This window comes from Streptomyces tibetensis (assembly GCF_007655005.1).
Taxonomy (GTDB): domain Bacteria; phylum Actinomycetota; class Actinomycetes; order Streptomycetales; family Streptomycetaceae; genus Streptomyces; species Streptomyces tibetensis.
Window position 1 is genome coordinate 127,324 of sequence record NZ_SZVW01000003.1, and the last position, 23,036, is coordinate 150,359.

The window sequence follows — 23,036 nt, forward strand, 5'->3', positions numbered from 1 at the left end:
CGTCCGGCATCGAGCGCGGCCCGCGGCGGAGCCGCCCGATCGGACAGCCCTCGGCCCCTTTCAGGGGGCGTTGTCGGTCGACCCTTCCCTGGTACATACCGACCGGTTAGTCTGGCGCCATTGCAGAGCCGCGACTGAGGAGACCGAGTGGGAGCCTTTCAAGACGCCGGAGTCGTTGTCACGGGGGCCGGCGGCGGAATCGGGGCAGCGCTGGCCCGGCGGTTCGCTTCCCAAGGAGCCCGGGTCGTGGTCAACGACCTGGACGCCGAGCGGGCCAAGCGGGTCGCGGACGAGGTCGGTGGCATCGCCGTGCCCGGTGACGCCTCCGCGATCGCCCGGGACGCCCGGGACGCACTCGGCGGCACCGTCGACGTCTACTGCGCCAACGCCGGTGTCGCCTTCGAGGGCGGAGCCGCCGACGGGCCGCTGGACGAGACGGCCTGGGCCGCCTCCTGGGACGTGAACGTGATGGCGCACGTCCGCGCCGCCCATGCGCTGCTGCCCGGCTGGCTGGAGCGCGGCAGCGGACGGTTCGTCTCCACCGTGTCCGCCGCCGGTCTGCTCACCATGATCGGGGCCGCCCCCTACGCCGTCACCAAGCACGGCGCGCTCGCCTTCGCCGAGTGGCTGTCGCTGACGTACCGGCACCGGGGTGTGAAGGTCCACGCCATCTGCCCCCAGGGCGTGCGCACCGACATGCTCGCCGCCACCGGCAGCGCGGGCGACCTCGTGCTCCAGCCGACCGCCATCGAGCCGGACACCGTGGCGGACGCCCTGCTGAAGGGCATCGAGGAGGACAGGTTCCTGATCCTGCCGCACCCCGAGGTCGCCGCCTACCATCAGGCCCGGGCCGGCGACCCCGACCGGTGGCTGTCCGGCATGAACCGCATCCAGCAGCAGTGGGAGGAGGCCCGGTGACCGACTCCCGTTACGCCGCCAAGCCCTGGCTCGCCCTGCTCAGCGACGCGCAGAAGGGCGCGATCAGCCCCGCGGACTCCCTCGTGCACGCCCTGCGCCGGGCCGTGGCCGAGACACCGGGGAGCGACTTCCTGGCCTACTTCGACGGCCGGCTGACCTACCGGGACGTCGACGAGCTCAGCGACTCCGTCGCCGGGCACCTCGCGGCGCGCGGTCTTCGGCGCGGCGACCGGGTCGCGGTGCTGCTGCAGAACTCCCCGCACTTCGTGCTCGCCCTGCTGGGCGCGTGGAAGGCGGGCGCGGTCGTCGTGCCGGTCAACCCGATGTACAAGTCGGGCGAGGTGGCGCACGTCCTGCGGGACGGCGAGGTCGCCGCGCTGATCTGCTCGGACCGGGCCTGGGAGTCGTATCTGCGCGAGACGGCGTCGGACTCGCCCGTGCGGATCGTGCTCACCGGATGCGAGCTGGACTTCCAGAGCCGCGGCGACGCGCGCGTGCTGACCTTCGAGCGCCTGCCGCAGGCCCCGGACGCCGACGACCTGGTGACCGTGGCGCGGGCCGGCCACAAGGCGCCCGAAGACCGGGATCCCGGCCCCTCGGACATCGCGCTGATCAGCTACACCTCGGGCACGAGCGGCACGCCCAAGGGCGCAACCAACACGCACGGCAACATCATGTACAACGCCGAGCGGCAGCGCACCGGCCTCGGACTGCCAAAGCGGCCCGTCTACTTCGGGCTGGCGCCGCTGTTCCACATCACCGGCATGGTGTGCCAGTTCGGCGCCTGTCTGACCAGCGGTGGCACGCTCGTGCTGGCGTACCGCTTCGAGTCGGGCGTGGTGCTGGACGCGTTCGCCGAGCACCGTCCGCACTACACGGTGGGGCCGTCCACGGCCTTCATGGCGCTGGCCGCCCACCCCTCCGTCACCCGCGACCACTTCTCCTCCTTCCGGGTGATCTCCTCCGGCGGCGCCCCGCTGCCGCCCGCGCTGGTGGAGAAGTTCCGGGCCGGATTCGGGCCGTACATTCGCAACGGCTACGGGCTGACCGAGTGCACCGCGCCCTGCGCCTCGGTGCCGCCCGGCCTGAAGGCGCCGGTCGACCCGGTGTCCGGGACCCTCGCCGTGGGGCTGCCCGGCCCCGACACGGTCGTGCGGATCGTCGACGACGCCGGTGCGGAGGTGCCCTTCGGCGAGCAGGGCGAGATCGTCGTCAGCGGCCCGCAGGTCGTGCCCGGCTACTGGCGCCGCCCCGACGCCACCGCCGCCACGTTCCCCGGTGGCGAACTGCGCACCGGCGACATCGGCTTCATGGACGAGCAGGGCTGGCTGTACGTCGTCGACCGCAAGAAGGACATGATCAACGCGTCCGGCTTCAAGGTGTGGCCGCGCGAGGTCGAGGACGTCCTCTACACACACCCGGCGGTGCGCGAGGCCGCCGTCGTCGGGGTGCCCGACGGGTATCGCGGGGAGACCGTCAAGGCCTACATCAGCCTGCGCCCGGACGCCGACACGGACCCGGATGCACTCGCCGCCTACTGCAAGGAGAGACTGGCCGCCTACAAATATCCGCGCCAGGTGGAGATCCTGCCGGACTTGCCGAAGACGGCCAGTGGGAAGATCCTCCGGCGGGAACTGCGTTCCCGTACGCAAGGCAACTGACAGCAGAACGGAAAGGCAGGTGGCGGCAGTGCCCAGGACCACGGACTCGGACGGCACGCCCGTGCCTCAGCGGCTCCTGGCCGCCGCCACCCGGCTCTTCGCCGAGCAGGGCTACGACCGCACCTCGGTGCAGGAGATCGTCGAGGCGGCCGGTGTCACCAAGGGAGCGCTGTACCACTACTTCGGCTCCAAGGACGACCTGCTGCACGAGGTGTACGCGCGCGTGCTGCGCATCCAGCAGGAGCGGCTGGACGCCGTGGCCGGTGCCGACGAGCCGGTGGAGAAGCGGCTGCGGGCCGCCGCCGCGGACGTCGTGGTGACGACCATCGAGAGCCTCGACGACGCGATGATCTTCTGGCGCTCCATGCACCACCTCAGCCCCGAGAAGAACAAGCAGGTCCGCTCCGAGCGCCGCCGCTACCACGAACGCTTCCGCGCGCTCGTGGAGGAGGGCCAGGAGTCGGGCGTCTTCTCCAAGGCGACCCCGGCGGATCTCGTGGTCGACTACCACTTCGGCTCGGTCCACCACCTGTCGACGTGGTACCGACCCGACGGCCCCCTCACGCCCCAGCAGGTCGCCGACCACCTGGCCGATCTGCTGCTGCGCGCCCTGCGCCCGTAGCAGCCGATCGGCCTCTCGGGGTCAGGGGCGGGGGGTGAGCGCGGCGCGCCCGGCGTCGAGCAGCCGGCAGGCGCGGGGGACCTCGGCCCGTGTGCAGCGAGCAGAGCGGCGGGGGCGGGCCCCCGCCGCACGCGGCCGTCACACGTACCGCTTGAGCTCCCGCCGCGCCAGCGACCGCTGATGCACCTCGTCCGGACCGTCCGCGATCATCAGCGTCCGCGCCCCCGCGTACAGCTCCGCCAGCGGGAAGTCCTGGCTCACCCCGCCGGCACCGTGCAACTGGATCGCCCGGTCGAGGATGTCCACCACGGCCCGGGGCGTGGCGATCTTGATGGACTGGATCTCGGTGTGCGCACCGCGGTTGCCCACGGTGTCCATCAGCCACGCGGTCTTCAGCACCAGCAGCCGCAGCTGCTCCACCGTCACCCGCGCGTCCGCGATCCAGTTGTGCACCACGCCCTGCTGCGCCAGCGCCTTCCCGAACGCGGTGCGGGACACGGCCCGCCGGCACATCAGCTCGATCGCCCGCTCGGCCATGCCGATCAGCCGCATGCAGTGGTGGATCCGCCCGGGGCCGAGCCGTGCCTGCGCGATGGCGAAACCGCCGCCCTCCTCGCCGACCAGGTTCGACGCAGGCACACGCGCCCGGTCGAAGATCACTTCGGCGTGACCGCCGTGGTAGTGGTCCTCGTACCCGAACACCTGCATGGCCCGCTTGATGGTGACGCCGGGGGTGTCGCGCGGCACCAGCACCATCGACTGCTGGCGGCGGATGTCCTCCCCGTCCGGGTCGGTCTTGCCCATCACGATGAAGATCTTGCAGTCGGGGTGCATCGCCCCGGAGATGTACCACTTGCGCCCGGTGATGACGTACTCGTCGCCGTCGCGCTCGATGTGCGTGGTGATGTTGGTGGCGTCCGAGGAGGCCACGTCCGGCTCGGTCATCGCGAACGCCGAGCGGATCTCGCCGGCCAGCAGCGGCTCCAGCCACTGCTTGCGCTGCTGTTCGTCGCCGAACTGGGTGAGCACCTCCATGTTCCCGGTGTCGGGCGCCGCACAGTTCGTCACGGTCGGCGCCAGCTGCGGGGAGCGGCCCATGATCTCGGCGAGCGGCGCGTACTGGAGGTTGGTGAGCCCCGCCCCGTACTCGGAGTCCGGCAGGAAGAGGTTCCACAGACCCTGCCTGCGGGCCTCGGCCTTGAGCTCCTCCACCACGGGCACGGTCTCCCAGGGCGAGGCGAGCCGCTCGCGCTGCTCGTGCGCGACGGCCTCGGCCGGGTAGACGTACTCGTCCATGAAGGCGAGGAGCTTGGCGCGCAGCTCTTCGGTGCGCGCGTCGAAAGCGAAGTCCATGTGGATCAGCCCTCCTGGAGGCCTTCGTGGAGCGTGGTCAGTCCGTGCCGGACGAAGACGGGGACGAGGTCGCCGATGCGGTCGAAGCCGCGTCCGACCGTCTGGCCCAGCGTGTAGCGGTAGTGGATGCCCTCGAGGATCACGGCGAGCTTGAACCAGGCGAACGCCGTGTACCAGGAGACCGCGGAGACGTCGCGCCCCGAGCGCGCGGCGTACCGCTCGATGAGTTCCGACGGCGCCGGATGCCCGGGCGCCTCGGCGGTCGTGGAGACGGGGGAGTCGGGCATGCCGAGCGGCATGCTGTACATCACCAGCAGGCCGAGGTCGGTGAGCGGATCGCCCAGCGTCGACATCTCCCAGTCGAGGATGGCCCTGATCCGGTCGTCCTCGCCGATGAGGACGTTGTCGAGCCGGTAGTCGCCGTGCACGACGGCCGGGGCGGGGGAGTGGGGCAGGTCGCGCCCGAGGGCGGCGTGCAGCTCGTCGATGCCGTCCAGGTCCCGGTTGCGGGAGGCGTCCAGCTGCTTGCCCCAGCGCCGCAGCTGCCGGTCCAGGAAGCCCTCGGGCCGGCCGAAGTCCGCCAGACCCACTTCGCCCGGGTCGACCGCGTGCAGCTCCACCAGCGTGTCGACGAGGTTGAGCACCGCGCCCCGGGTCCGCTCCGCGCCGATCTGGGCGAGCTCGCCGGCGGTGCGGTAGGGCGTGCCGTCGACGAACTCCATGACGTAGAACGGCGACCCGAGCACCTCCTCGTCCTCGCACAGCAGCACCGGCCGCGGAACGGGCACGGCGGTCGGGTGCAGGGCGCTGATCACCCGGTGCTCGCGCTTCATGTCGTGCGCGGTGGCCAGGACATGCCCGAGCGGGGGCCGTCTCACGACCCAGCGGGACGCGCCGTCGGAGACCGCGTAGGTGAGGTTGGACCGTCCGCCCTCGATCAGCCGGCCGGACAGCGGGCCGTTCACCAGGCCGGGCCGCTCGCGGTCGAGCAGGTCGCGCAACCGTTCGAGATCCAGTCCGGGCGGATGGTCGGGGCTCATGCGTCGCTCCTACGGGCAGGTGAACAGTTCCCGACTCATGATGCCGACCGGTCGGTATGTCGTCCAGAGCGGGACCGAAACGTGATCGGAGCCACGATAGGCCGACGGCTCCTCCCGCGCGGCGGCCGGGGAGGTTTCGGCCGGTTCGTTCAGGTCATCCGGCTTGCGCGCCGCCCGGCGAGCCCGGAAGGTCAAAGCCATGAAGGCCATCAGCTACTCACGGTACGGCGGTCCCGAGGTGCTGGCGTTCGGGGAGGTGCGCGACCCGAAGGTCGGTCCCGACGCGGTGCTGGTCAAGGTGCGGGCGGCGGCCGTCAACCCCGTCGACTGGAAGGCCCGCGAGGGCTACCTCGACGGCATCCTCGCCCCCGTCTTCCCCGTGGTGCCCGGCTGGGACGTCTCGGGCGTCGTCGTGCGGCCGGGCGCGGCCGTCTCGGAGTTCGACGTCGGTGACGAGGTGATCGGATACGTGCGCGAGGACTTCCTCTCCCGCGGCACCTTCGCCGAGTACGTGGCCGCGCCCCTGCGCACTCTCGCGCGCAAGCCGCGCAACCTCTCCTTCGAGGAGGCGGCCGGGCTGCCGCTGGCCGGTCTCACCGCCCACCAGGTGCTGGTCAAGGTGCTCCAGGTGAAGCGGGGCGAGACAGTGCTCGTGCATGCCGCGGCCGGCGGCGTCGGCTCGATCGCCGTCCAGCTCGGCGTCCACCTCGGCGCCCGGGTGATCGGTACGGCGAGCGAGCCGAACCACGACTTCGTGCGGGGCCTGGGCGGGGAGCCGGTGGTGTACGGCGAGGGCCTGGGCGAGCGGGTGCGCGGACTGGCCCCGGAGGGTGTGGACGCGGTGTTCGACACCGTTGGCGGAGACGCTCTGAAGGTCTCGGCGAACCTGCTGGCGCCCGAGGGCCGCCTGGCGTCGATCGCCGACAACGACGTCGTGACCTACGGCGGCCGCTACTACTTCGTCCGCCCCGACGCCCAGGACCTCCAGCGCCTGGCCGACCTGGCGGAGCAGGGCGTCGTCAGCGTGCACGTCGACGAGACGTTCCCCCTGGAGCGGGCCGCCGACGCGCACCGGCTGAGCCAGGAGGGCCGCACGCGCGGCAAGATCGTCGTGACGGTGGACTGGGAGAGCGAGCAGGAATGAGGGGTTGAACCGCGGAGTGGAAACAGGACGAGGGCCTGAACCTCGGAGGCGCACAGGACGAGGGCCTACTTCGGATTGTGCCCAGGACGAGGGCCTGAACCTCGGAGTGCAAGCAGGGCGAGGACCTGCACCTCGGAGGCCTTACAGGACGAGGGCCGCGCCGCACACCGCCATCGCCACCGTGCAGAGCACCGCGGCTGCCGCGTGCCGGGGCGCGAACGCCGCGGGGCTCGCGGCGACCGCGAGAGCGCGGATACGCCGGTGCGCGATGCTCAGGAAGCCCAGCCAGAGCACACAGCACGCGGCGCAGGCGACGACGCCGGCCGCGGAGGCCCCGCCGTGCAGCACGGTCTTCACCGCGAGCACGGCGACGACCGTGCCCGACAGCGTCGTGCGCCGCCACGCGAGCCGGGTCCGCTCCGGCTGGAGCCCGGGATCGCGGTCGGGGTCCCGCTGCCGGGCGGCCGGCCCACTCACCCCTCCCACCCCACCAGCACCACCACGACCATGGCCACGGCCACGACCGCGACGACCAGGCTCAGCAGCGCCGGGAACCGGGACACCGGCAGGTCCTCGCCGCGGCGCATGGCCCGCTCGCAGCGCACCCAGTGGTTGACCGCCCGCAGGGAGCACAGCACGCCCGCGGCCAGCAGCGCGAGCGCGAGCCCGACCCGCCATCCCCAGCGCAGGTCCGGCAGGAACTGGTCCACCGCGAAACCGCCGCCGATCAGTGCGAGCGCGGTGCGCAGCCAGGCGAGGAAGGTGCGTTCGTTGGCCAGCGAGAACCGGTAGTCGGGCGTCTCGCCGTCCTCCCTGACCTCCGCGGGCGCGAACCACAACCGGACGTTCCGTACGAACTCGATCACGTGAGCGACCCTACCCGGGAGCCGCGCCGGGCCGTCTTCAGCCGGACGCCCACAACACCTTGAGCCGCTCGTACGCCGCGAGCCCGTCCGGCACCCACTCCCAGTCGGCCAGGCGCCGCTCTACCTCGGCCTCGGGCAGGAAGTCGTGCCAGGCCACCTCCTCGGCCTGAGGGTGTACCGGAAGCGCGCAGCGGACCTCGTAGACCGCCGACCACCAGGTCCGGCCGGAGCCGTTGTCGTACAGGAACGTGAAGAGGTGCCGCGGCTGCGGCAGGCCGGTCACGCCGAGTTCCTCCTCGGCCTCCCGCACGGCCGCGGCGTCGTAGGACTCGCCCGCGCCGACGACTCCGCCGACGAACATGTCGTGCAGGGAGGGGAAGACCAGCTTGGTCGGGGTCCGCCGGTGCACGAAGATCCGGTCCTCGGCGTCCCGGGCCAGGACGAAGACGCAACGATGGCGCAGGCCCAGGGCGTAGGCCTCGCCGCGCGGGGACTGTCCGACGACCTGGTCGTTCTCGTCGACGATGTCGAGCATCTCGTCAGCAGCGCTCATGCCCTCATCCAAGCAGGACACGCGCCCCGGGCGGTGCGAGGCCCGTCAGGGCGAGGCCGGACTGACCGCGGGAGCGGCCACGCGGGCCCGTTCCGGTGCCCCGTGCGGCATCGCCGGATGCATGCCCAGCAGCACGATCCCGGCGACGACGGCCAGCAGGCCACCGGCCTCCCAGCTCAGGGCCACCGCGTCGGTGCGCAGTCGGTCGCCCAGGAAGCCGACGCCGCAGAGGATCCCGGCGAGCGGCTGGGCCGCGGTCAGGGCGGGCAGCGACTTGCGCAGGGACGCGGTCTCGAACGCGCTCTGCACGAGGACCAGCCCCGTGACCCCGAGCGCGAGCACCGCGTACGGCTCCCAGCCGGTGAGCAACCCGGCGAAGCCGCCGTCGGAGACCTTCTGCCCGCTGATCCTGGTCAGCGCGTCCTGCACGCCGTACAGCAGCCCGGCGGCCAGGGCCAGCAGCACCGGGCCCGAGCTCAGCCGGGACCGCTTGCCGCGCGTCGTGAGCAGCAGGGCGAGCCCGATCATGATCCCGATGATCAGCCACTGCCGCACCGGATCGGCCGTCGCCGCGCCACCCTCCGGCCGGCCCGCCACGATGAACGCGGTCACCCCGCCGGCCAGCAGGAAGAGGCCCGCCCAGCCCTGGCGGCCCAGCGGCTGCCGGCTCTGTTTGCGGGAGAGCGCCAGCGCGAAGAGGAGGTTCGTCGCCAGCAGCGGTTCCACCAGTGACAGCTCGCCCTGCCCCAGCGCGGCGGCGCCCAGGCCCATGCCGACCACCATCAGCGCGATGCCGCCGAGCCAGCGGGGCACCTTCACGAGGTCGAGCAGCAGCCGGAAGGAGAGGAAATCGCTCAGCGGGGCCCGTTGGGCCGCGTTCTGCTGGAGGACGAAGCCGAAGCCGAGACAGCAGGCGGCACCCAGGGCGAGCGCCAGGACTAGAACCGACACGCGGTGTACCTCGATCGTCAGGTCGGGTCACGGTTGCGTAGGGGCCGACTGTACCGGCCGGCTCCACCCGGCGCGCCCGTACGTCATGCCATCGTCGGGGGCGGCGGCAGCTCACGCTATGACGTACGTCACGCGGGACGTAAGGGAAAAAACGGATGCGGACCACGCCTGTCCCTCTGGTCTCCAGGATCACAAGAAGCTCACGAGTAACGGCAGTTGACGCGTGTAAGGCCCTGGCGGCCCTTGACGCCGACCGTTGGCTGGGGGTTGGCTGTGCGTGATCAGCCCATGGCGATGCGCACATACGCGCTCCTTCTGTCGCCGTGAGCCGAAACACCAGAAGAGCGCGTGAGGAAGTTCCGCGGTGTCCCCACCCCCGCCTCCCCTCGGCCGTGGCCGCAGACGTGCGGCGCAGGCCTTCGACGAGGCCCTCGACGACGCCGATCTCGTGGCCGCGCGCGCCGCACTGGCGCAGGGCCGCTGGCAGAACGCCCGTTCCCTGCTGGTGCACACCGGGGACGACTGGGACCGGCGCGGCCACCGCGTCACCGTCCTCGCCCGGGAGTCCTCCTGCGCCGCGTGGGCCAAGGAGTGGCTCCTCGCCGAACCGGAGTCCGCCGACGCCTCCGTGCTGCTCGCCCTCGCCCAGGTCCGGCGCGCACTGCACGGCAAGACCACACCCGACCGCGCCCGTGAGGCGTGCAGGACCGCCGCGGCCCGGGTCCCCGCCGACCCCACCCCCTGGCTGGGCCTGCTCATGCTGGAGTGCGCGCTCGGGAGCGACGAGGACGCCGTCCGCAGCTTCGAGGCGGTCCGCGGCCGGTACACCGACCACCACCACGCCCACCATCTGATCCTCGCCCGGCTCGCCTCCCGCCGCACCGAGGCCGGCCCGGACCCGCTGCACGAGGTCTACGACTTCGCCAACTGGGCCGCCGAACAGGCACCCGCCGACTCCCCGCTCGCGATCCTGCCGGTGATCGCGCACGCGGAGCGCTACCGCGTGCTGGCCGCCGCCGGACACCAACCCGCCGACCCGGCCGCCTCCGGCCACTGGACGGGCCGCCGCGCCCGGCAGGTCATGAAGGCCGCCTTCGACTGGTGGCTGGAATGGGAGCTGGAGGGGCACCCGCGGCGGCTGATCGACCTGAACTTCCTCGCCCACGCCAAGTTCTGCGAGGGGCGGGGAGCCGAGGCCGCCGCCCTCTTCCACCGGATCGGCCGGCACGCCACACCGGCTCCCTGGTCGTACCCGGACCGGGACCCGCACACCGCCTTCGCCGCCGCCCGCGCCGCCGCGCTCGGCACGGCCTGACACCCCCCCCCGACCCGAAGAGTGAGGACGTTCCCCCGATGACCACGGACAGTCCGGACACGAACACCTCCGCCCCCGGCGGCATCAGTACGTTCAAGGGGCAGGAGCGCGCCCTGCGGGCCGACCGGCTCGGCACCGGGGGACTGCTGCTCTCCGTCCTCGCGGCGACCGCCCCGCTCATGGTCGTCGCGGGTGTCATGCCCACCACATTCGCGGTGATGGGCATCGTCGGCCAGCCGCTGCTCTTCGTCGTCCTCGGCGTCGTCCTGATCCTGTTCAGCGTCGGATACGCCGAGATGAGCCGCCACGTCCACAACGCGGGCGCCTTCTACGCCTACATCCGCCGGGGCCTGGGCGCCACCGCGGGCGCGAGCGCCGCCCTGGTGGCCCTCGTCGCCTACAACGCGCTCCAGGTCGGCATCTACGGCATCTTCGGCTTCGAGGTCTCGGGGCTCCTCGCCACCTACGCCGACGTGCAGATCGCCTGGTGGATACCCGCGCTCGTGGCCGCGCTCGCCGTCGGGCTGCTGGGCTGGCTCAAGATCGACGTCAATGCCCGCGTGCTCGGTGTGCTGCTGGTCATCGAGGTGCTCCTGGTCGTCGTCTTCGACGTGGCCGCCCTCGCCGACCCCGGCAAGGACGGCCTGTCGCTGCACGCCTTCAACCCCGACACCCTCACCGGAGCCGGTGTCGGCACCGCGCTGTGCTTCTGCATCGCCGCGTTCCTCGGCTTCGAGCAGGCCCCCGTCTACGCCGAGGAGACCAGCCGCCCGCACGTCCTGGTGCCGCGCGTGATGTTCCTCGCCGTCGGCGGGGTCGCCGTCTTCTTCGCCCTCAGCAGCTGGGCCCTCACCGTCGCCACCGGACCCGCCGCCATCGTCGGCACGGCCCAGAAGCAGAGCGCCGGGCTGCTGTTCTTCCTCACCGAGTCCCGCCTCGGCGGCACCTTCACCGACGTCCTGCACGTCCTGTTCGTCACCGGCATGTTCGCCGCGCTGCTCAGCTTCCACAACGTCGTCGCCCGCTACGCCTTCGCCATGGGCCGCGAGGGCCTGCTGCCCGCCGCCTTCGGCCGCACCAGCGGCAGCAGCGGCGCCCCCGGCACCGGCTCGCTGCTCCAGACCGTCGTGGCCGTGGTGGTCGTGGCCGCCTTCGCGGTCGCCGACGACAAGCCGGTCGGCGACCCCACCGCGCCCGTCCTGCAGCTGTTCACCTGGTTCGGCAACGTCGGCGCCCTCGGCGTGATCGTGCTGATGGCGGCGGCGTCCCTGTCCGTCGTCGTCTTCTTCGTCCGCCGCGGCGCCGCGGGGGCCCAGGCCTGGCGGCTGGTCACGTCCGCCTTGGCGGGCATCGCCCTGCTGGTGATCGCCGGCTACACGGTGAAGGACTTCGAGGTGCTGGTCGGCGCCGGCCCCGACTCCTCGCTGAGCTGGGTGCTGCCCGGCATCATCGGCCTGGCCGCGCTGGTCGGCGTGGCCCTCGGCCTGGTGCTGCGCGCCCGCGCCCCCGAGAAGCACGCCCGGATCGGCCTCGGCAACGAGGCGTTCCAGCTGGACAAGGCCGCCTCCTCCTGAGGCGGCTCCCGTAAGAAGTGGTTACGGAAGTCTGACGAGCACCCGCGCTCCCTGTCGTACCGGGGCCGCGGGTGTTCGAATGAGTACGTGAACCAGGACGTACCCAAGGGTGTGAGCGACGAACACCCCGAAGAACGGGGCACCCCGATCGGCCGCCGCGTCTTCCTCGGCACCCTCGCCCTGGGCGCCGTCGGCGTGGTCGCGGCCCCACCACTGCAACGCGGCCTGGAGGGCTTCCTCGGCGGCGCGGCCGACAAGGACCCCACCGGACTGACCGGCCTGCTCCCGAACGGCGGCGGCTTCCGCTACTACTCGGTCGCCTCGTCCGTCCCGCGCAAGAACGCCGGCACCTACCGCCTCACCGTGGACGGCCTGGTCGACCGCCCCGCGACCTACACCCTCGACGACCTGAGGGCCCTGCCCCAGACCCGCATGGTCCGCGACGTCCAGTGCGTCACGGGCTGGCGCGTCCCCGACACCCCCTTCGAGGGCGTACGCCTCTCCCGGCTCCTGGACGCCGCGCGGGTACGCCCCACGGCCAAGGCCATCCGCTTCACCTGCTTCGACGGCACGTACACCGAGAGCCTCACCCTCGACCAGGCCCGCCGCGCGGACGTCCTGGTCGCCCTGCGCATGCAGGACAAGGACATCGGCCACTCCCACGGCGGCCCGGTCCGCCTCTACGTGGCGCCCATGTACTTCTACAAGTCCGCCAAGTGGCTCTCCGGCATCACCGTCACCGACGAGGTCCGGCCGGGCTACTGGGAGGAGCGCGGCTACGACGTCGACGCCTGGGTGGGCCGCTCGAACGGACGCGACGATGACCCTACGAGCTGACACGCCACCGGCCACGGCCCGTGTGCGCCGCTTCACCCCATTGCAGCGCTGGATCCACCGCACGACGGCCGCGCTGATGGGCGTCTGCGTCGTCACGGCGGCCTGCCTCTACATCCCCCAGCTCGCCGAACTCGTCGGCCGCCGCGCTCTGGTCGTCACCCTGCACGAGTGGGCCGGTCTCGCCCTGCCCGTCCCCGTCCTGGCCGCGCTGGCCTCCCGCGTCTTCCGTGCCGACCTCGGCCGCCTCAACCGCTTCGGCCCGCACGACCGCACCTGGCTGCGCGCCGCCCTGCACCGCGACAAACGCCGGTCGTCCCGCCCCGCGGCCAAGTTCAACGCCGGCCAGAAGCTCTACGCCTCCTGGATCGCCGGCGCCACACTGGTCATGCTCGCCACGGGCCTGATGATGTGGTTCACCCACCTCACCCCCCTGCTCTGGCGCACCAGCGCCACCTTCGTCCACGACTGGCTGGCCCTCACCATCGGCATCGTCCTGGCCGGCCACATCGGCATGGCCCTGGCGGACCCGGAGTCCAGAAGAGGCATGCGCACAGGCAAGGTGACCAGAGAGTGGGCGAAACGAGAGCACCCCCTATGGCGCCCTTAGTCCTTCCGCCCCAGGGGCCCGGGGAGCGGCGCGATCAACCACACCGCACCCGCACCGGTTGAGCCGCCGGCAGTTCCTCGCCTCAGGGGCGCGGGGCACGGCGCGATCAACCACACCGCTCCCGCACCGGTTGAGCCGCCGGCAGGTCCTCGCCTCAGGGGCGCGGGGCACGGCGCGATCAACCACACCGCTCCCGCACCGGTTGAGCCGCCGGCAGGTCCTCGCCTCAGGGGCGCGGGGCACGGCGCGATCAACCACACCGCTCCCGCACCGGTTGAGCCGCCGGCAGTTCCTCGCCTCAGGGGCGCGGGGAACGGCGCGATCAACCACACCGCACCCGCACCCACCCGACGACGCACACCCCTACGACGAAGCCGCGAAATCCAACAGCACCTTGCACGACCGACTCCGATCAGCGGCCAGGGCAAAAGCCGACTCGGCCTCCCCCACGGGAACCACCGCACTGATCAGCCCGTCGAACGCCCGCTCCCCGGCCAGCAGAGCCAACGCGTCATCGAACTCACCGTCGAAGCGAAACGCCCCCCGCAGCTCGATCTCCCGGCTCACCACCAGGTTCCCGGCGAACGGACTGTGCCCCGCCGGCAGCATCCCCAGCTGCACGACGACCCCACCCCGCCGCACCCGCCGCAGACACGCGTCCAGCCCCGCTGCCACCCCGGACGCCTCGACGGCCACATCGACCTCGTCCGGCCACCCACGGTCATCGGGATCGTCGGCCCGTACGGCACTCCCGGCCCCGGCGATCCGCCCGTACTCCAACGCCTCGGGCAGCAGGTCCGAGACCGTCACGTGCGCGGCCCCGGCCGCCTTCGCCGCCGCGACCACCAGACACCCGATGGGCCCGGCACCCGTCACCAGCACACGCCGCCCCGCCACCTCCCCGGCTCGCCGCACCGCGTGCAGAGCGACCGCCAAGGGCTCGGCCAGCGCCGCCCGCCGCAGCTCCAGCCCGTCGGGCAGCGCCCGCACCTGCCCGGAGGGCACGACCACCTGACCCGCGAAAGCCCCCTGCACATGGGGAAACCGCGCCGCACTCCCGAGATACCGGGTGTCCCGGCAGACGTTGCGCCGCCCGGCCGCGCACTCCGGGCACACCCCGCACGGAGTGGCCGGATGCACGGCGACCGCGGTACCCGGAGCCGGACCGGCACCGCCGGGGCCGTACTCCACCACCGTCCCGACGACCTCGTGCCCGAGCACCATCGGCTCCCGCAACCGGAAGTCACCGACCCCGCCGTGCCGCCAGTAGTGCAGATCGGACCCGCACACCCCGCCGTACCGCACGGCGATCAGCGCCTGCCCCGGCCCGGGCTCCGGCACCGGCAGCTCAGCCACCCGCAGATCGCCCTGACCGTGGATCACACAACCCCGCATCGAAGCCTCCCGGCAGGTCACAGCACGCTCGTCATACCGCCGTCGACATACAGCACCTGCCCGCTGACGAAGTCCGCCGCGGGGGAGGCGAGGAACAGCACCCCGCCCACCAGGTCCTGCGTACGCCCCCAGCGCCCGGCCGGGGTGCGCCGCCGCACCCAGGCGCTGAACTCCTCGTCCTCCACCAGCGGCCGGGTCAGCTCGGTCTCGATGTAGCCCGGGCCCAGCCCGTTGACCTGCACCCCGTACGGCCCCCAATCCGCGCACATGCCCTTGGTGAGCATCTTCAGCGCACCCTTGGTGGCGGCGTACGGCGCGATCCCGGGCCGCACCACCTCGCTCTGCAGCGAGCAGATGTTGATGATCTTCCCGTGGCCGCGCTCCGTCATCCGGCGCGCCGCCTCCCGGCCGACCAGGAACGCACTGGTCAGATTCGTGTCCAGGATCCGGTGCCAGTCGGACTCCCCGAACTCCAGCAACGGGGCGCGCAGTTGCATGCCCGCGTTGTTGACGAGGATGTCGAGCGGGCCCACCCGCTCCTCGACCTCGGCGACCCCCGAGGCCACCGATGATCCGTCGGTCACGTCGAACGCGGCCGTGTGCACCCGGTCGCCGGGCAGCCCCGCGGCGGCCTCGGCGAGCCGGTCCTCGTCGCGTCCGTTCAGCACGACCGTGCAGCCGGCCTCCGCCAGACCGCGCGCGAGGGCGAGTCCGATGCCCCGGCTGGAACCGGTGACCAGGGCCGTACGGCCGCCGATGTCGAAAAGGGGGTGAGCCGTCATCGCCGCACCCCTAGATCACGAGGGACAACAGCAGGACCAGACCGCCGGCGACCACCGAGATGATCGTCTCCATGACGGACCAGGTCTTGATGTTCTGGCCGACACTCAGCCCGAAGTACTCCTTCACCATCCAGAACCCGGCGTCGTTGACGTGGCTGAAGAAGAGCGAGCCGGCGCCGATGGCGAGGACGAGCAGGGCGGCGTGCGTGGTCGACATGTCGGCCGCGAGCGGGGCGACCAGACCGGCCGCCGAGACCGTGGCCACCGTCGCCGAACCCGTCGCCAGGCGGATCACCACCGCGATCAGCCAGGCCAGCAGCAGCGCGGGGATGGCCCAGTCCTCGGAGATGTCCAGGACCATCTGGCCCACACCGGTGTCGATCAGCGTCTGCTTGAAGCCACCGCCCGCGCCGACGATCAGCAGGATGCCCGCGATCGGCATGAGGCCCTTCTCCACGAGCGGCGAGATCCGCTCCTTGGAGAAGCCGGCGGGTCGCAGCAGCGTGAAGATGCCGACCAGCACCGAGGCGAGCAGGGCGATCATCGGGGCGCCGATGACGTCGAAGACGCGCTGCACCGGGTTCCCGGGGTCGTCCACGACGATGTCGACCAGCGCCTTGGCGAGCATGAGGAGCACGGGAAGCAGCACGGTGAAGAGCGTGGCACCGAAGCCGGGGCGCTTGTCGAGCTCCTCGGAGGGGCGCTGCGGGATCATCTTCTCGGGGGCCTGGACGTCGACCCAGCGGGCCGCGTACTTCGAGAACACCGGGCCGGCGATGATCACGGTGGGTATGGCGACGAGGACACCGAGCGCCAGCGTCACACCGAGGTCGGCCCCGACGGCGTCGATCGCGACCAGCGGACCGGGGTGCGGCGGCACCAGGCCGTGCATCACGGACAGGCCTGCGAGCGCCGGGATCCCGATGCGCATCAGCGAGTAGTTGCCGCGCTTGGCGACCATCAGCACGACCGGGATCAGCAGCACGATGCCGACCTCGAAGAACAGCGGCAGTCCGATCACGGAGGCGATCAGCACCATCGCCCACGGCATCGACCGCCCGCCGGCCTTCTCCAGGATGGTGTCGACGATCTGGTCGGCGCCTCCGGAGTCGGCGAGCATCTTGCCGAGGATCGCCCCGAGGGCGATCAGCACACCGACACCGGCGACCGTGGTGCCGAGGCCGGCGCTGAAGCTGGTGAGCACCTTGTCCAGCGGCGCCCCGGCGATCGCGCCGAGCGCCAGCGACCCGAGGGTCAGTGACAGGAAGGCGTGCAGCTTGAACTTGGTGATGAGCAGGACGATGACGGCGATGCCCGCCAGGACGGCGATGCCCAGCTGAGCGTGGCCGGCCGAGGTGATCGGCTCGGGTGCGTCCGCTGCCAGCATCTCGACGCTGAGTCTGGTCACGGGGTGGGTTCCCTTGCGTTGGGGGAGTAGGGGGGAAGCGGCCGCCAGGGGCTACTGGACGGGTTCGGGGAGGTTCTCCAGGGCGAGCACCGCCCGCCGGGTGATCTCCTCCGGACTGCCCGAGACGTTCACCTCGACCCCCGCCTCGTCCGCCTCCAGGGGCTGGAGCGTGGCGAACTGGGAGTCGAGCAGCGCCGTGGGCATGAAGTGCCCCTGCCGGTGTGACATCCGGTCCTCGATCAGCGCGCGGTCACCGGCGAGGTGCACGAAGACCACGCCGGGTGCGGCGGCCCGCAGCCGGTCGCGGTAGGACCGCTTCAGCGCCGAGCAGCTGACCACCCCGCCGACCCCGGCCCGCCCGTGCGCCCACGCGCCGATGGCGTCGAGCCACGGCAGGCGGTCCTCGTCGGTGAGCGGGGTACCGGCCGACATCTTGGCGATGTTGGCCTCGGGGTGGAAGTCGTCGCCCTCGGCGTAGGGAACGCCGGTCCGGGCCGCGAGCAGGGGACCGATGGTGGTCTTGCCGGTGCCCGCTACGCCCATGACCACGACGACGTGGGGGGTGTTCATCGCTGCCTCACTGTCTGCTGTCCGAGGTCGACACGTGATGTCGACGCAACTGAAACCCATTAGGTACGACGAATTCAAGAGCTCGTCATCAATAAGTCTGACTTTTTGTCTCCGTGATCTACCCCGTACGCTGAGTGCATGACCACACCGGGCCGGGGGCTGCACGGCCATGTACTGGACACCCTCGGCCCCGAGATCACGGCGGGTGAGTACCCGCCGGGCAGCGTCCTGCGCACCGACGAGCTCGCCCAGCGTTTCGACGTGTCGCGCTCCGTGATGCGCGAGGCGGTCCGCGTCCTGGAATCCATGTACCTGGTCGAGTCCCGCCGCCGTGTCGGCGTCACGGTCCGCCCGAAGTCCGAGTGGAACGTCTACGACCCGCAGGTCATCCGCTGGCGCCTGGCCGGCGCGGACCGGCCCCGGCAGCTGCGGTCCCTCACGGTGCTGCGCTCGGCCGTCGAACCGATCGCGGCCGGCCTCGCCGCCCGGCACGCCACGGCCGAGCAGTGCGCCGAACTCACCGAGTGCGCCCTCGGCATGGTCGCCCACTCACGCGGCCACAAGCTGGAGGGCTACCTCCTGCACGACGTCGCCTTCCACCGCGTCGTCCTGGAGGCCTCCGGCAACGAGATGTTCGCCCGCCTCGGCGACGTCGTCGCCGAGGTCCTGACCGGCCGCACCCAGCACGACGTGATGTTCGAGGACCCCGACCCGGCCGCCGTCACCCTGCACGTCCAGGTCGCCGAGGCGGTCCGCGCGGGCGACGCCGCCCGCGCGGAGGCACTGACCCGCGAGATCACGGTCGGTGCCCTCCAGGAACTCGACATCCTGGCGCCGTAGCCCCGGCTCCGCCTCGAACTCCGCTTCGTCCCGCCGTCGCCCCCGCTGTGCCGGGAACGCCCCGCCGTCCCGCCGCCGCTCCGCTACGCGGGGAACTCCCCGTCGACGTACACCCAGGCCCCGTCGACCCGCTCGAACCGGCTCCGCTCGTGCAGCGACCCGCCCCGGTACGACGCCCGGAACTCCACGGTCCCGGTGGTGTGGAACGCCGAGCCGCCGCTCGTGCCCAGGATCTCCAGTCCGGTCCACCGCATCCCCGGATCCAGCTCCGGCGTCCCGGGCCGCGTCCGCGGATGCCAGGTCCGCAGCAGATACGCCACGTCTCCCTGCACGAAGGCGCAGTACCGCGACCGCATCAACGCCTCGGCGGTCGGCGCGGCAGCGGCCCCGGAGTGAAACCGCCCGCAGCACGTCTCGTACGCCTCGGGAAGCCCGCACGGGCAGGAACGCCTGGTCATGGTCACCTTTCCGCGGAAACGCCTGAGGGCCGTGACCTCGCGGTCACGGCCCTCAGGCTCATGTGTCCGAGGGGGGACTTGAACCCCCACGCCCGATAAAGGGCACTAGCACCTCAAGCTAGCGCGTCTGCCATTCCGCCACCCGGACAAGGTGTCTGTCGCGTGGGTTTTCCCCGCGGCGACGACGTAAACATTACCAGGCTTTCCGGGGTGGCCGATCACCCCCTGTCCGCACCCCGGTGAGGCGTGAACGGCGTGTGACGGGCCGGGAGCGCTCTTGGGGTGCGGGCGCGGGAGAGAGAGGATGAGGGGGACCCACCAGCAGTGACACCGGGAGGAAGCACGTGAGCGAGACGGACACGGCCAGGAGCGTCACCGGCGAGGACGAGGTCGTGGACCTCTGCCGCGAGCTGATCCAGATCGACACCAGCAACTACGGCGACCACTCGGGTCCGGGCGAGCGCAAGGCGGCGGAGTACGTCGCCGAGAAGCTCGCCGAGGTCGGACTCGAACCGCAGATCTTCGAGTCCCACCCGGGCCGCGCCTCCACGGTGGCCCGCATCGAGGGCGAGGACCCCTCCCGGCCCGCGCTCCTCATCCACGGCCACACCGACGTCGTACCGGCCAACGCCGACGACTGGACCCACCACCCCTTCTCCGGCGAGGTCGCCGACGGCTGTGTGTGGGGCCGCGGGGCCGTCGACATGAAGGACATGGACGCGATGACCCTCGCGGTCGTCCGCGACCGGCTGCGCAGCGGGCGCAAGCCCCCGCGCGACATCGTCCTGGCCTTCCTCGCCGACGAGGAGGCCGGCGGTACCTACGGCGCCAAGCACCTCGTGCGCAAGCACCCCGAGCTGTTCGAGGGCGTCACCGAGGCGATCAGCGAGGTGGGCGGGTTCTCGTTCACCGTCAACGAACAGCGGCGGCTCTACATGATCCAGACGGCCGAGAAGGGCATGCACTGGATGAAGCTCACCGTGGCCGGCACCGCCGGGCACGGATCGATGATCCACCGGGACAACGCGATCACCGAGCTGTCGGAGGCCGTCGCGCGGCTCGGGCGGCACAAGTTCCCGGTGCGGGTCACCAAGACCACCCGCGCCTTCCTCGACGAACTCGGCGACGCGCTCGGCACCGAACTCGACCCGGAGGACATGGAGTCGACCCTCGTCAGGCTCGGAGGCATCGCCAAGTTCATCGGCGCGACCCTGAGCAACACGGCCAACCCGACGCAGCTCGGCGCCGGTTACAAGGTCAACGTCATTCCGGGCGAGGCGACCGCCCACGTCGACGGACGGTTCCTGCCCGGCCACGAGGAGGAGTTCCTCGCCGACCTCGACCGGATCCTCGGCCCGAACGTGCGCCGCGAGGACGTCCACGCCGACAAGGCCGTCGAGACCACCTTCGACGGGGCGCTGGTGGGGGCGATGCAGTCCGCGCTGCTGGCCGAGGACCCGACCGCCAAGGCGATCCCCTACATGCTCTCGGGCGGGACGGACGCCAAGTCCTTCGACGACCTGGGCATCCGGGGCTTCGGCTTCGTGCCGCTGAAGCTGCCGCCGGAGCTGGACTTCGCCGGCATGTTCCACGGCGTGGACGAGCGGGTGCCGGTGGAGGGCCTGCAGTTCGGCGTGCGGGTGCTCGACCGCTTCATCGACCTGTCCTGAACCGGCCCCGCGGAACGGTGGTATTCGGTCGCGCGTACGGAATCGACTGGGAAGAGTGAATGCGACCATAAGCTCGTAGCCTCATTACTCCCTCCTCGTTACAGGTAATGCGATCGCACGATGGGTCGCTTTGCCAACTAGGAGGAATAATGATCAAGAAGGTCGTCGCTGCTGCGGCTGCCACCGGTGGGCTGGTTCTCGCGGGCGCGGGCCTGGCCGTCGCCGACTCGGGTGCTCAGGGTGCCGCCGTGCACTCCCCGGGCGTCCTGTCCGGCAACGTTGTCCAGGTGCCCGTTCACGTCCCGGTGAACGTCTGTGGCAACACGGTCTCCGTGATCGGGCTGCTGAACCCCGCCTTCGGCAACACCTGCATCAACAAGTGATGCTTCCCCCTCTCTGAGGGGAGTCCAAAGCCATCGGTCCCGGAGCGCGTGCCATGCGCTCCGGGACCGAACGCTTCTTTCGGGGAATTCGAGAAGAATTCGATACAGGGTCGAAGGCAGGTATTCAGTAAATGCGACAGGTCACCCGCAAGGGTCTGATGACCGTGGCGGCCGCGACCGGCGTGATCGCCGCCGCGGGCGGCGCCGCGCACGCCGACTCGGGCGCCCAGGGTTCCGCGTCGGGCTCGCCCGGTGTGCTCTCCGGAAACTCGGTGCAGGCGCCGGTGTACGCGCCGGTCAACGTGTGCGGGAACACCGTCAACGTCGTGGGTGTGCTCAACCCGTCGGTGGGCAACTCGTGCGCCAACAAGGGCGGTGGATCGCCGTCGGGCAGCCACGGCGGGCACGGTGGCCATGGCGGCTCCCACGCCGACGGGCACGCCACCGACTCGCCCGGCGTGGGGTCGGGCAACCACGTCCAGGCGCCGATCCACGTGCCGGTGAACGTCTGCGGCAACAGTGTCGACGTCATCGGCGTCGCCAACCCCAGCACGGGCAACGACTGCTCGAACGGTGGCGGCGGCCACGGAACCCCGGGCCACCCGGGCAACCCTGGGAACCCGGGCAACCCCGGCAACCCCGGCAACCCTGGGAACCCGGGTAACCCCGGCAACCCTGGGAACCCGGGCAACCCTGGGAACCCGGGCAACCCTGGGAACCCGGGCAACCCTGGGAACCCGGGCAACCCTGGGAACCCGGGCAACCCCGGCAACCCTGGTAACCCCGGCAACCCTGGTAACCCCGGCAACCCCGGTCACCCCGGCACTCCGGGCACCCCGCCCTCCACGAGTGGCGAGACCCCGGGCGGCTCCTCGCACGGCAACAAGCCGGGCGGCCGATTCGTCACCCAGCCCCACGGCGAGGCCCAGCTCGCCAGCACCGGCAGCGACCTGCCGCTCGGCCTGGTCCTGCCGGCCGGCGCGGGCGCGCTGCTCGCGGGCGCGGTCCTCTACCGCAAGGCGCGCGCCTCGGCCTGACACCCGCAAACGGAGCGGGCCCCGCAGACGCGGGGCCCGCTCCGTCATGTGCCTTCTTCCCGTGCCCCGTCCTCGCTCACCACGTGGCCCGCACCTGGCGGATGATCCGCCGACGCAACCGCACCTTGCGGCTGCCGTCGCGCAGCAGGCTCAGACGGTGCAACTCCCAGTGTCCGTACTCCGCGTGGTCCGTCAGCAGACGTGCCGTTTCCTTGCGGGAGACCCCGCGCGGTACGTACACGTCGACAAATTCGTATTCCGGCATCGCATCTATTGTGCGGGCTGGGCCCCGGTACGGATAGCGTCTGCACTATGTCTGATGCTGCGCAGCCCACCGCTGCCGAGGTACGCGCCGCCGCCGAGGCGGTCAAGACCGCGCTCGACCGCCACCTGGCCGCGGTCGAACGCAGGTCGGGGGAGGACGACCCGGCCGTGTTCGAGGCGTTCAACCAGCTGGCCGCGGCCGCAGAGGTGTACGACGAACTGCTCTACGACCGCTATGACGAGGTCACACCCTTCGAAATCCCCGGTGCGGAGGACGCGCTGCCCCCGTACACGGGCCCCGAGGAACCCAACGCGCTGAGCGTGCTGATCCGTCGCGACTACGCCGTCTCCGAGCCGCAGCGCCTGCTGGCTCAGGCAGAGCGGATCGAGGCCGCGGAGGGCGATGACGGCTCCCCGGCCTCCGGGACGGTGCACGGCGCGCTCGGGCTGCTGTTCGGCGAGTTCGAGCCCGACGAGATCGCGTCCCGGCACAAGGAGTTCGGGCTGGAGGAGGGCGACTCCACGCTCTGGGTGACGGCGGCGGACGAACCGGCCGATCCCGGCGAGTGGCTGGAGGAGCCCTTCGAGCAGGTCGACCCGCAGCAGGTCGTCTGCCGCTTCGACGTCAGCGCCGTCTTCGACGACGACGTCGACGAGGACGAAGAGGACGAGGACGTCGACGGTCCGGAGGACGAGTTTCGAGGCGACCTGGGTGAGGACGAGGACCTGGAGCCGCTGGACGCGGACCGCCGCTGAGCACACACGTCGGCGACCACGGGGGTGGTGGT

At 71.6% G+C, this 23,036-nt stretch carries 26 protein-coding genes and 1 tRNA gene; 13 read left to right on the forward strand and 14 right to left on the reverse strand.

Annotation, left to right across the window (positions count from 1 at the left end; translation table 11 throughout):
- Nucleotides 1-147 precede the first annotated feature (147 nt).
- From FDO69_RS05435 to FDO69_RS05445, 3 genes are read left to right on the forward strand one after another with little or no spacing between them, the layout of a single operon-like run.
- Nucleotides 148-918, forward strand: coding sequence for an SDR family oxidoreductase (locus tag FDO69_RS05435; protein ID WP_104778606.1), 771 nt, complete (start codon nt 148-150; stop codon nt 916-918).
- A complete protein-coding gene (locus tag FDO69_RS05440; RefSeq protein ID WP_104778607.1) occupies nt 915-2,579 on the forward strand; it encodes a class I adenylate-forming enzyme family protein in 1,665 nt (554 codons plus the stop codon). Before FDO69_RS05435 ends, FDO69_RS05440 begins: the two co-directional genes overlap by 4 nt.
- 28 nt (nt 2,580-2,607) lie before the next feature.
- Entirely contained in the window at nt 2,608-3,201 is a 594-nt protein-coding gene (locus tag FDO69_RS05445; RefSeq protein ID WP_104778894.1) for a TetR/AcrR family transcriptional regulator, read from the forward strand.
- A gap of 138 nt (nt 3,202-3,339) precedes the next feature.
- Here FDO69_RS05445 and FDO69_RS05450 read toward each other — a convergent pair whose 3' ends face one another.
- Genes FDO69_RS05450 through FDO69_RS05460 form a run of 3 tightly spaced genes read right to left on the reverse strand, consistent with a single transcriptional unit; the run spans nt 3,340 to nt 5,804 of the window.
- Nucleotides 3,340-4,554 (reverse strand): acyl-CoA dehydrogenase, encoded by a 1,215-nt coding sequence (locus FDO69_RS05450; RefSeq protein ID WP_104778608.1) that lies wholly within the window; start codon nt 4,552-4,554, stop codon nt 3,340-3,342.
- A 5-nt stretch (nt 4,555-4,559) separates the two neighbouring features.
- The gene (locus FDO69_RS05455; RefSeq protein ID WP_104778609.1) at nt 4,560-5,594 is read right to left on the reverse strand and encodes a phosphotransferase family protein; all 1,035 of its coding nucleotides are present in this window, start codon (nt 5,592-5,594) and stop codon (nt 4,560-4,562) included.
- Nucleotides 5,595-5,603: 9 nt separating this feature from the next.
- On the reverse strand, nt 5,604-5,804 hold the full coding sequence (locus tag FDO69_RS05460) for a hypothetical protein (protein ID WP_138430061.1): 201 nt from the start codon (nt 5,802-5,804) through the stop codon (nt 5,604-5,606).
- Here FDO69_RS05460 and FDO69_RS05465 point away from each other — a divergent pair.
- The gene (locus FDO69_RS05465) at nt 5,794-6,738 is read left to right on the forward strand and encodes an NADP-dependent oxidoreductase (protein ID WP_104778610.1); all 945 of its coding nucleotides are present in this window, start codon (nt 5,794-5,796) and stop codon (nt 6,736-6,738) included. The genes FDO69_RS05460 and FDO69_RS05465 overlap by 11 nt on opposite strands.
- Nucleotides 6,739-6,879: 141 nt before the next feature.
- On the opposite strand, the gene FDO69_RS05470 is transcribed toward FDO69_RS05465, so the two are convergent.
- From FDO69_RS05470 to FDO69_RS05485, 4 genes are read right to left on the reverse strand one after another with little or no spacing between them, the layout of a single operon-like run.
- Entirely contained in the window at nt 6,880-7,215 is a 336-nt protein-coding gene (locus tag FDO69_RS05470) for a DUF202 domain-containing protein (RefSeq protein ID WP_104778611.1), read from the reverse strand.
- Complete coding sequence (locus tag FDO69_RS05475; RefSeq protein ID WP_104778612.1) at nt 7,212-7,604, reverse strand: YidH family protein; 393 nt, start codon at nt 7,602-7,604, stop codon at nt 7,212-7,214. Before FDO69_RS05475 ends, FDO69_RS05470 begins: the two co-directional genes overlap by 4 nt.
- Before the next feature lie 37 nt (nt 7,605-7,641).
- Complete coding sequence (locus tag FDO69_RS05480; RefSeq protein WP_104778613.1) at nt 7,642-8,157, reverse strand: NUDIX hydrolase; 516 nt, start codon at nt 8,155-8,157, stop codon at nt 7,642-7,644.
- Between the two features lie 45 nt (nt 8,158-8,202).
- The gene (locus FDO69_RS05485) at nt 8,203-9,108 is read right to left on the reverse strand and encodes a DMT family transporter (RefSeq protein WP_104778614.1); all 906 of its coding nucleotides are present in this window, start codon (nt 9,106-9,108) and stop codon (nt 8,203-8,205) included.
- Nucleotides 9,109-9,472: 364 nt separating this feature from the next.
- On the opposite strand from FDO69_RS05485, the gene FDO69_RS05490 reads away from it, so the two are divergent.
- The 4 genes from FDO69_RS05490 to FDO69_RS05505 all read left to right on the forward strand — a co-directional run bounded on the left by FDO69_RS05490 (nt 9,473) and on the right by FDO69_RS05505 (nt 13,441).
- Nucleotides 9,473-10,423: a hypothetical protein gene (locus FDO69_RS05490; protein ID WP_104778615.1), complete on the forward strand. Its 951-nt coding sequence runs from the start codon at nt 9,473-9,475 to the stop codon at nt 10,421-10,423.
- 38 nt (nt 10,424-10,461) lie between these two features.
- Complete coding sequence (locus FDO69_RS05495; RefSeq protein ID WP_104778616.1) at nt 10,462-11,997, forward strand: APC family permease; 1,536 nt, start codon at nt 10,462-10,464, stop codon at nt 11,995-11,997.
- Nucleotides 11,998-12,108: 111 nt separating this feature from the next.
- A complete protein-coding gene (locus FDO69_RS05500; RefSeq protein ID WP_104778895.1) occupies nt 12,109-12,834 on the forward strand; it encodes a molybdopterin-dependent oxidoreductase in 726 nt (241 codons plus the stop codon).
- Nucleotides 12,818-13,441 (forward strand): cytochrome b/b6 domain-containing protein, encoded by a 624-nt coding sequence (locus FDO69_RS05505; RefSeq protein ID WP_104778617.1) that lies wholly within the window; start codon nt 12,818-12,820, stop codon nt 13,439-13,441. Before FDO69_RS05500 ends, FDO69_RS05505 begins: the two co-directional genes overlap by 17 nt.
- A 363-nt stretch (nt 13,442-13,804) precedes the next feature.
- Here FDO69_RS05505 and FDO69_RS05510 read toward each other — a convergent pair whose 3' ends face one another.
- From FDO69_RS05510 to FDO69_RS05525, 4 genes are read right to left on the reverse strand one after another with little or no spacing between them, the layout of a single operon-like run.
- On the reverse strand, nt 13,805-14,836 hold the full coding sequence (locus FDO69_RS05510) for an L-idonate 5-dehydrogenase (protein WP_104778896.1): 1,032 nt from the start codon (nt 14,834-14,836) through the stop codon (nt 13,805-13,807).
- A 17-nt stretch (nt 14,837-14,853) separates the two neighbouring features.
- Nucleotides 14,854-15,618, reverse strand: a complete 765-nt coding sequence (locus FDO69_RS05515) for an SDR family oxidoreductase (protein ID WP_104778618.1) — start codon at nt 15,616-15,618, stop codon at nt 14,854-14,856.
- A 10-nt stretch (nt 15,619-15,628) separates the two neighbouring features.
- On the reverse strand, nt 15,629-17,026 hold the full coding sequence (locus tag FDO69_RS05520; RefSeq protein ID WP_104778619.1) for a GntP family permease: 1,398 nt from the start codon (nt 17,024-17,026) through the stop codon (nt 15,629-15,631).
- Between the two features lie 51 nt (nt 17,027-17,077).
- Nucleotides 17,078-17,596 (reverse strand): gluconokinase, encoded by a 519-nt coding sequence (locus tag FDO69_RS05525; RefSeq protein ID WP_104778620.1) that lies wholly within the window; start codon nt 17,594-17,596, stop codon nt 17,078-17,080.
- Nucleotides 17,597-17,734: 138 nt separating this feature from the next.
- Between FDO69_RS05525 and FDO69_RS05530 the strand changes: the two genes are divergently transcribed.
- On the forward strand, nt 17,735-18,436 hold the full coding sequence (locus FDO69_RS05530) for a FadR/GntR family transcriptional regulator (protein ID WP_104778621.1): 702 nt from the start codon (nt 17,735-17,737) through the stop codon (nt 18,434-18,436).
- A gap of 83 nt (nt 18,437-18,519) precedes the next feature.
- Here the strand turns inward: FDO69_RS05530 and FDO69_RS05535 are convergent, their stop codons facing one another.
- Nucleotides 18,520-18,894, reverse strand: a complete 375-nt coding sequence (locus tag FDO69_RS05535; RefSeq protein WP_104778622.1) for a YchJ family protein — start codon at nt 18,892-18,894, stop codon at nt 18,520-18,522.
- 63 nt (nt 18,895-18,957) lie between these two features.
- Nucleotides 18,958-19,042: transfer RNA gene (locus FDO69_RS05540), tRNA-Leu, on the reverse strand.
- A 196-nt stretch (nt 19,043-19,238) separates the two neighbouring features.
- Here FDO69_RS05540 and FDO69_RS05545 point away from each other — a divergent pair.
- From FDO69_RS05545 to FDO69_RS41575, 3 genes are all read left to right on the forward strand, one after another.
- Nucleotides 19,239-20,564 (forward strand): M20/M25/M40 family metallo-hydrolase, encoded by a 1,326-nt coding sequence (locus FDO69_RS05545; protein WP_104778623.1) that lies wholly within the window; start codon nt 19,239-19,241, stop codon nt 20,562-20,564.
- Between the two features lie 149 nt (nt 20,565-20,713).
- Complete coding sequence (gene chpH, locus FDO69_RS05550) at nt 20,714-20,947, forward strand: chaplin ChpH (RefSeq protein WP_030608446.1); 234 nt, start codon at nt 20,714-20,716, stop codon at nt 20,945-20,947.
- A 131-nt stretch (nt 20,948-21,078) separates the two neighbouring features.
- Nucleotides 21,079-21,984, forward strand: coding sequence for a chaplin (locus FDO69_RS41575; protein ID WP_167526528.1), 906 nt, complete (start codon nt 21,079-21,081; stop codon nt 21,982-21,984).
- 76 nt (nt 21,985-22,060) lie between these two features.
- On the opposite strand, the gene FDO69_RS05560 is transcribed toward FDO69_RS41575, so the two are convergent.
- Complete coding sequence (locus FDO69_RS05560) at nt 22,061-22,249, reverse strand: DUF5703 family protein (RefSeq protein WP_010045410.1); 189 nt, start codon at nt 22,247-22,249, stop codon at nt 22,061-22,063.
- 47 nt (nt 22,250-22,296) lie between these two features.
- Here FDO69_RS05560 and FDO69_RS05565 point away from each other — a divergent pair, with 47 nt between their 5' ends.
- The gene (locus FDO69_RS05565; protein WP_104778625.1) at nt 22,297-23,004 is read left to right on the forward strand and encodes a hypothetical protein; all 708 of its coding nucleotides are present in this window, start codon (nt 22,297-22,299) and stop codon (nt 23,002-23,004) included.
- Nucleotides 23,005-23,036: the final 32 nt, after the last annotated feature.

Bases quoted from the DNA above. Each gene is read 5' to 3' on its own strand.
- FDO69_RS05450 (WP_104778608.1), bottom strand. From the start codon at position 4,554: ATGGACTTCGCTTTCGACGCGCGCACCGAAGAGCTGCGCGCCAAGCTC.
- FDO69_RS05455 (WP_104778609.1), bottom strand. From the start codon at position 5,594: ATGAGCCCCGACCATCCGCCCGGACTGGATCTCGAACGGTTGCGCGAC.
- FDO69_RS05465 (WP_104778610.1), top strand. From the start codon at position 5,794: ATGAAGGCCATCAGCTACTCACGGTACGGCGGTCCCGAGGTGCTGGCG.
- FDO69_RS05460 (WP_138430061.1), bottom strand. From the start codon at position 5,804: ATGGCCTTCATGGCTTTGACCTTCCGGGCTCGCCGGGCGGCGCGCAAG.
- FDO69_RS05480 (WP_104778613.1), bottom strand. From the start codon at position 8,157: ATGAGCGCTGCTGACGAGATGCTCGACATCGTCGACGAGAACGACCAG.
- FDO69_RS05495 (WP_104778616.1), top strand. From the start codon at position 10,462: ATGACCACGGACAGTCCGGACACGAACACCTCCGCCCCCGGCGGCATC.
- FDO69_RS05505 (WP_104778617.1), top strand. From the start codon at position 12,818: ATGACCCTACGAGCTGACACGCCACCGGCCACGGCCCGTGTGCGCCGC.
- FDO69_RS05510 (WP_104778896.1), bottom strand. From the start codon at position 14,836: ATGCGGGGTTGTGTGATCCACGGTCAGGGCGATCTGCGGGTGGCTGAG.
- FDO69_RS05515 (WP_104778618.1), bottom strand. From the start codon at position 15,618: ATGACGGCTCACCCCCTTTTCGACATCGGCGGCCGTACGGCCCTGGTC.
- FDO69_RS05525 (WP_104778620.1), bottom strand. From the start codon at position 17,596: ATGAACACCCCCCACGTCGTCGTGGTCATGGGCGTAGCGGGCACCGGC.
- FDO69_RS05530 (WP_104778621.1), top strand. From the start codon at position 17,735: ATGACCACACCGGGCCGGGGGCTGCACGGCCATGTACTGGACACCCTC.
- FDO69_RS05535 (WP_104778622.1), bottom strand. From the start codon at position 18,894: ATGACCAGGCGTTCCTGCCCGTGCGGGCTTCCCGAGGCGTACGAGACG.
- chpH (WP_030608446.1), top strand. From the start codon at position 20,714: ATGATCAAGAAGGTCGTCGCTGCTGCGGCTGCCACCGGTGGGCTGGTT.
- FDO69_RS41575 (WP_167526528.1), top strand. From the start codon at position 21,079: ATGCGACAGGTCACCCGCAAGGGTCTGATGACCGTGGCGGCCGCGACC.
- FDO69_RS05560 (WP_010045410.1), bottom strand. From the start codon at position 22,249: ATGCCGGAATACGAATTTGTCGACGTGTACGTACCGCGCGGGGTCTCC.
- FDO69_RS05565 (WP_104778625.1), top strand. From the start codon at position 22,297: ATGTCTGATGCTGCGCAGCCCACCGCTGCCGAGGTACGCGCCGCCGCC.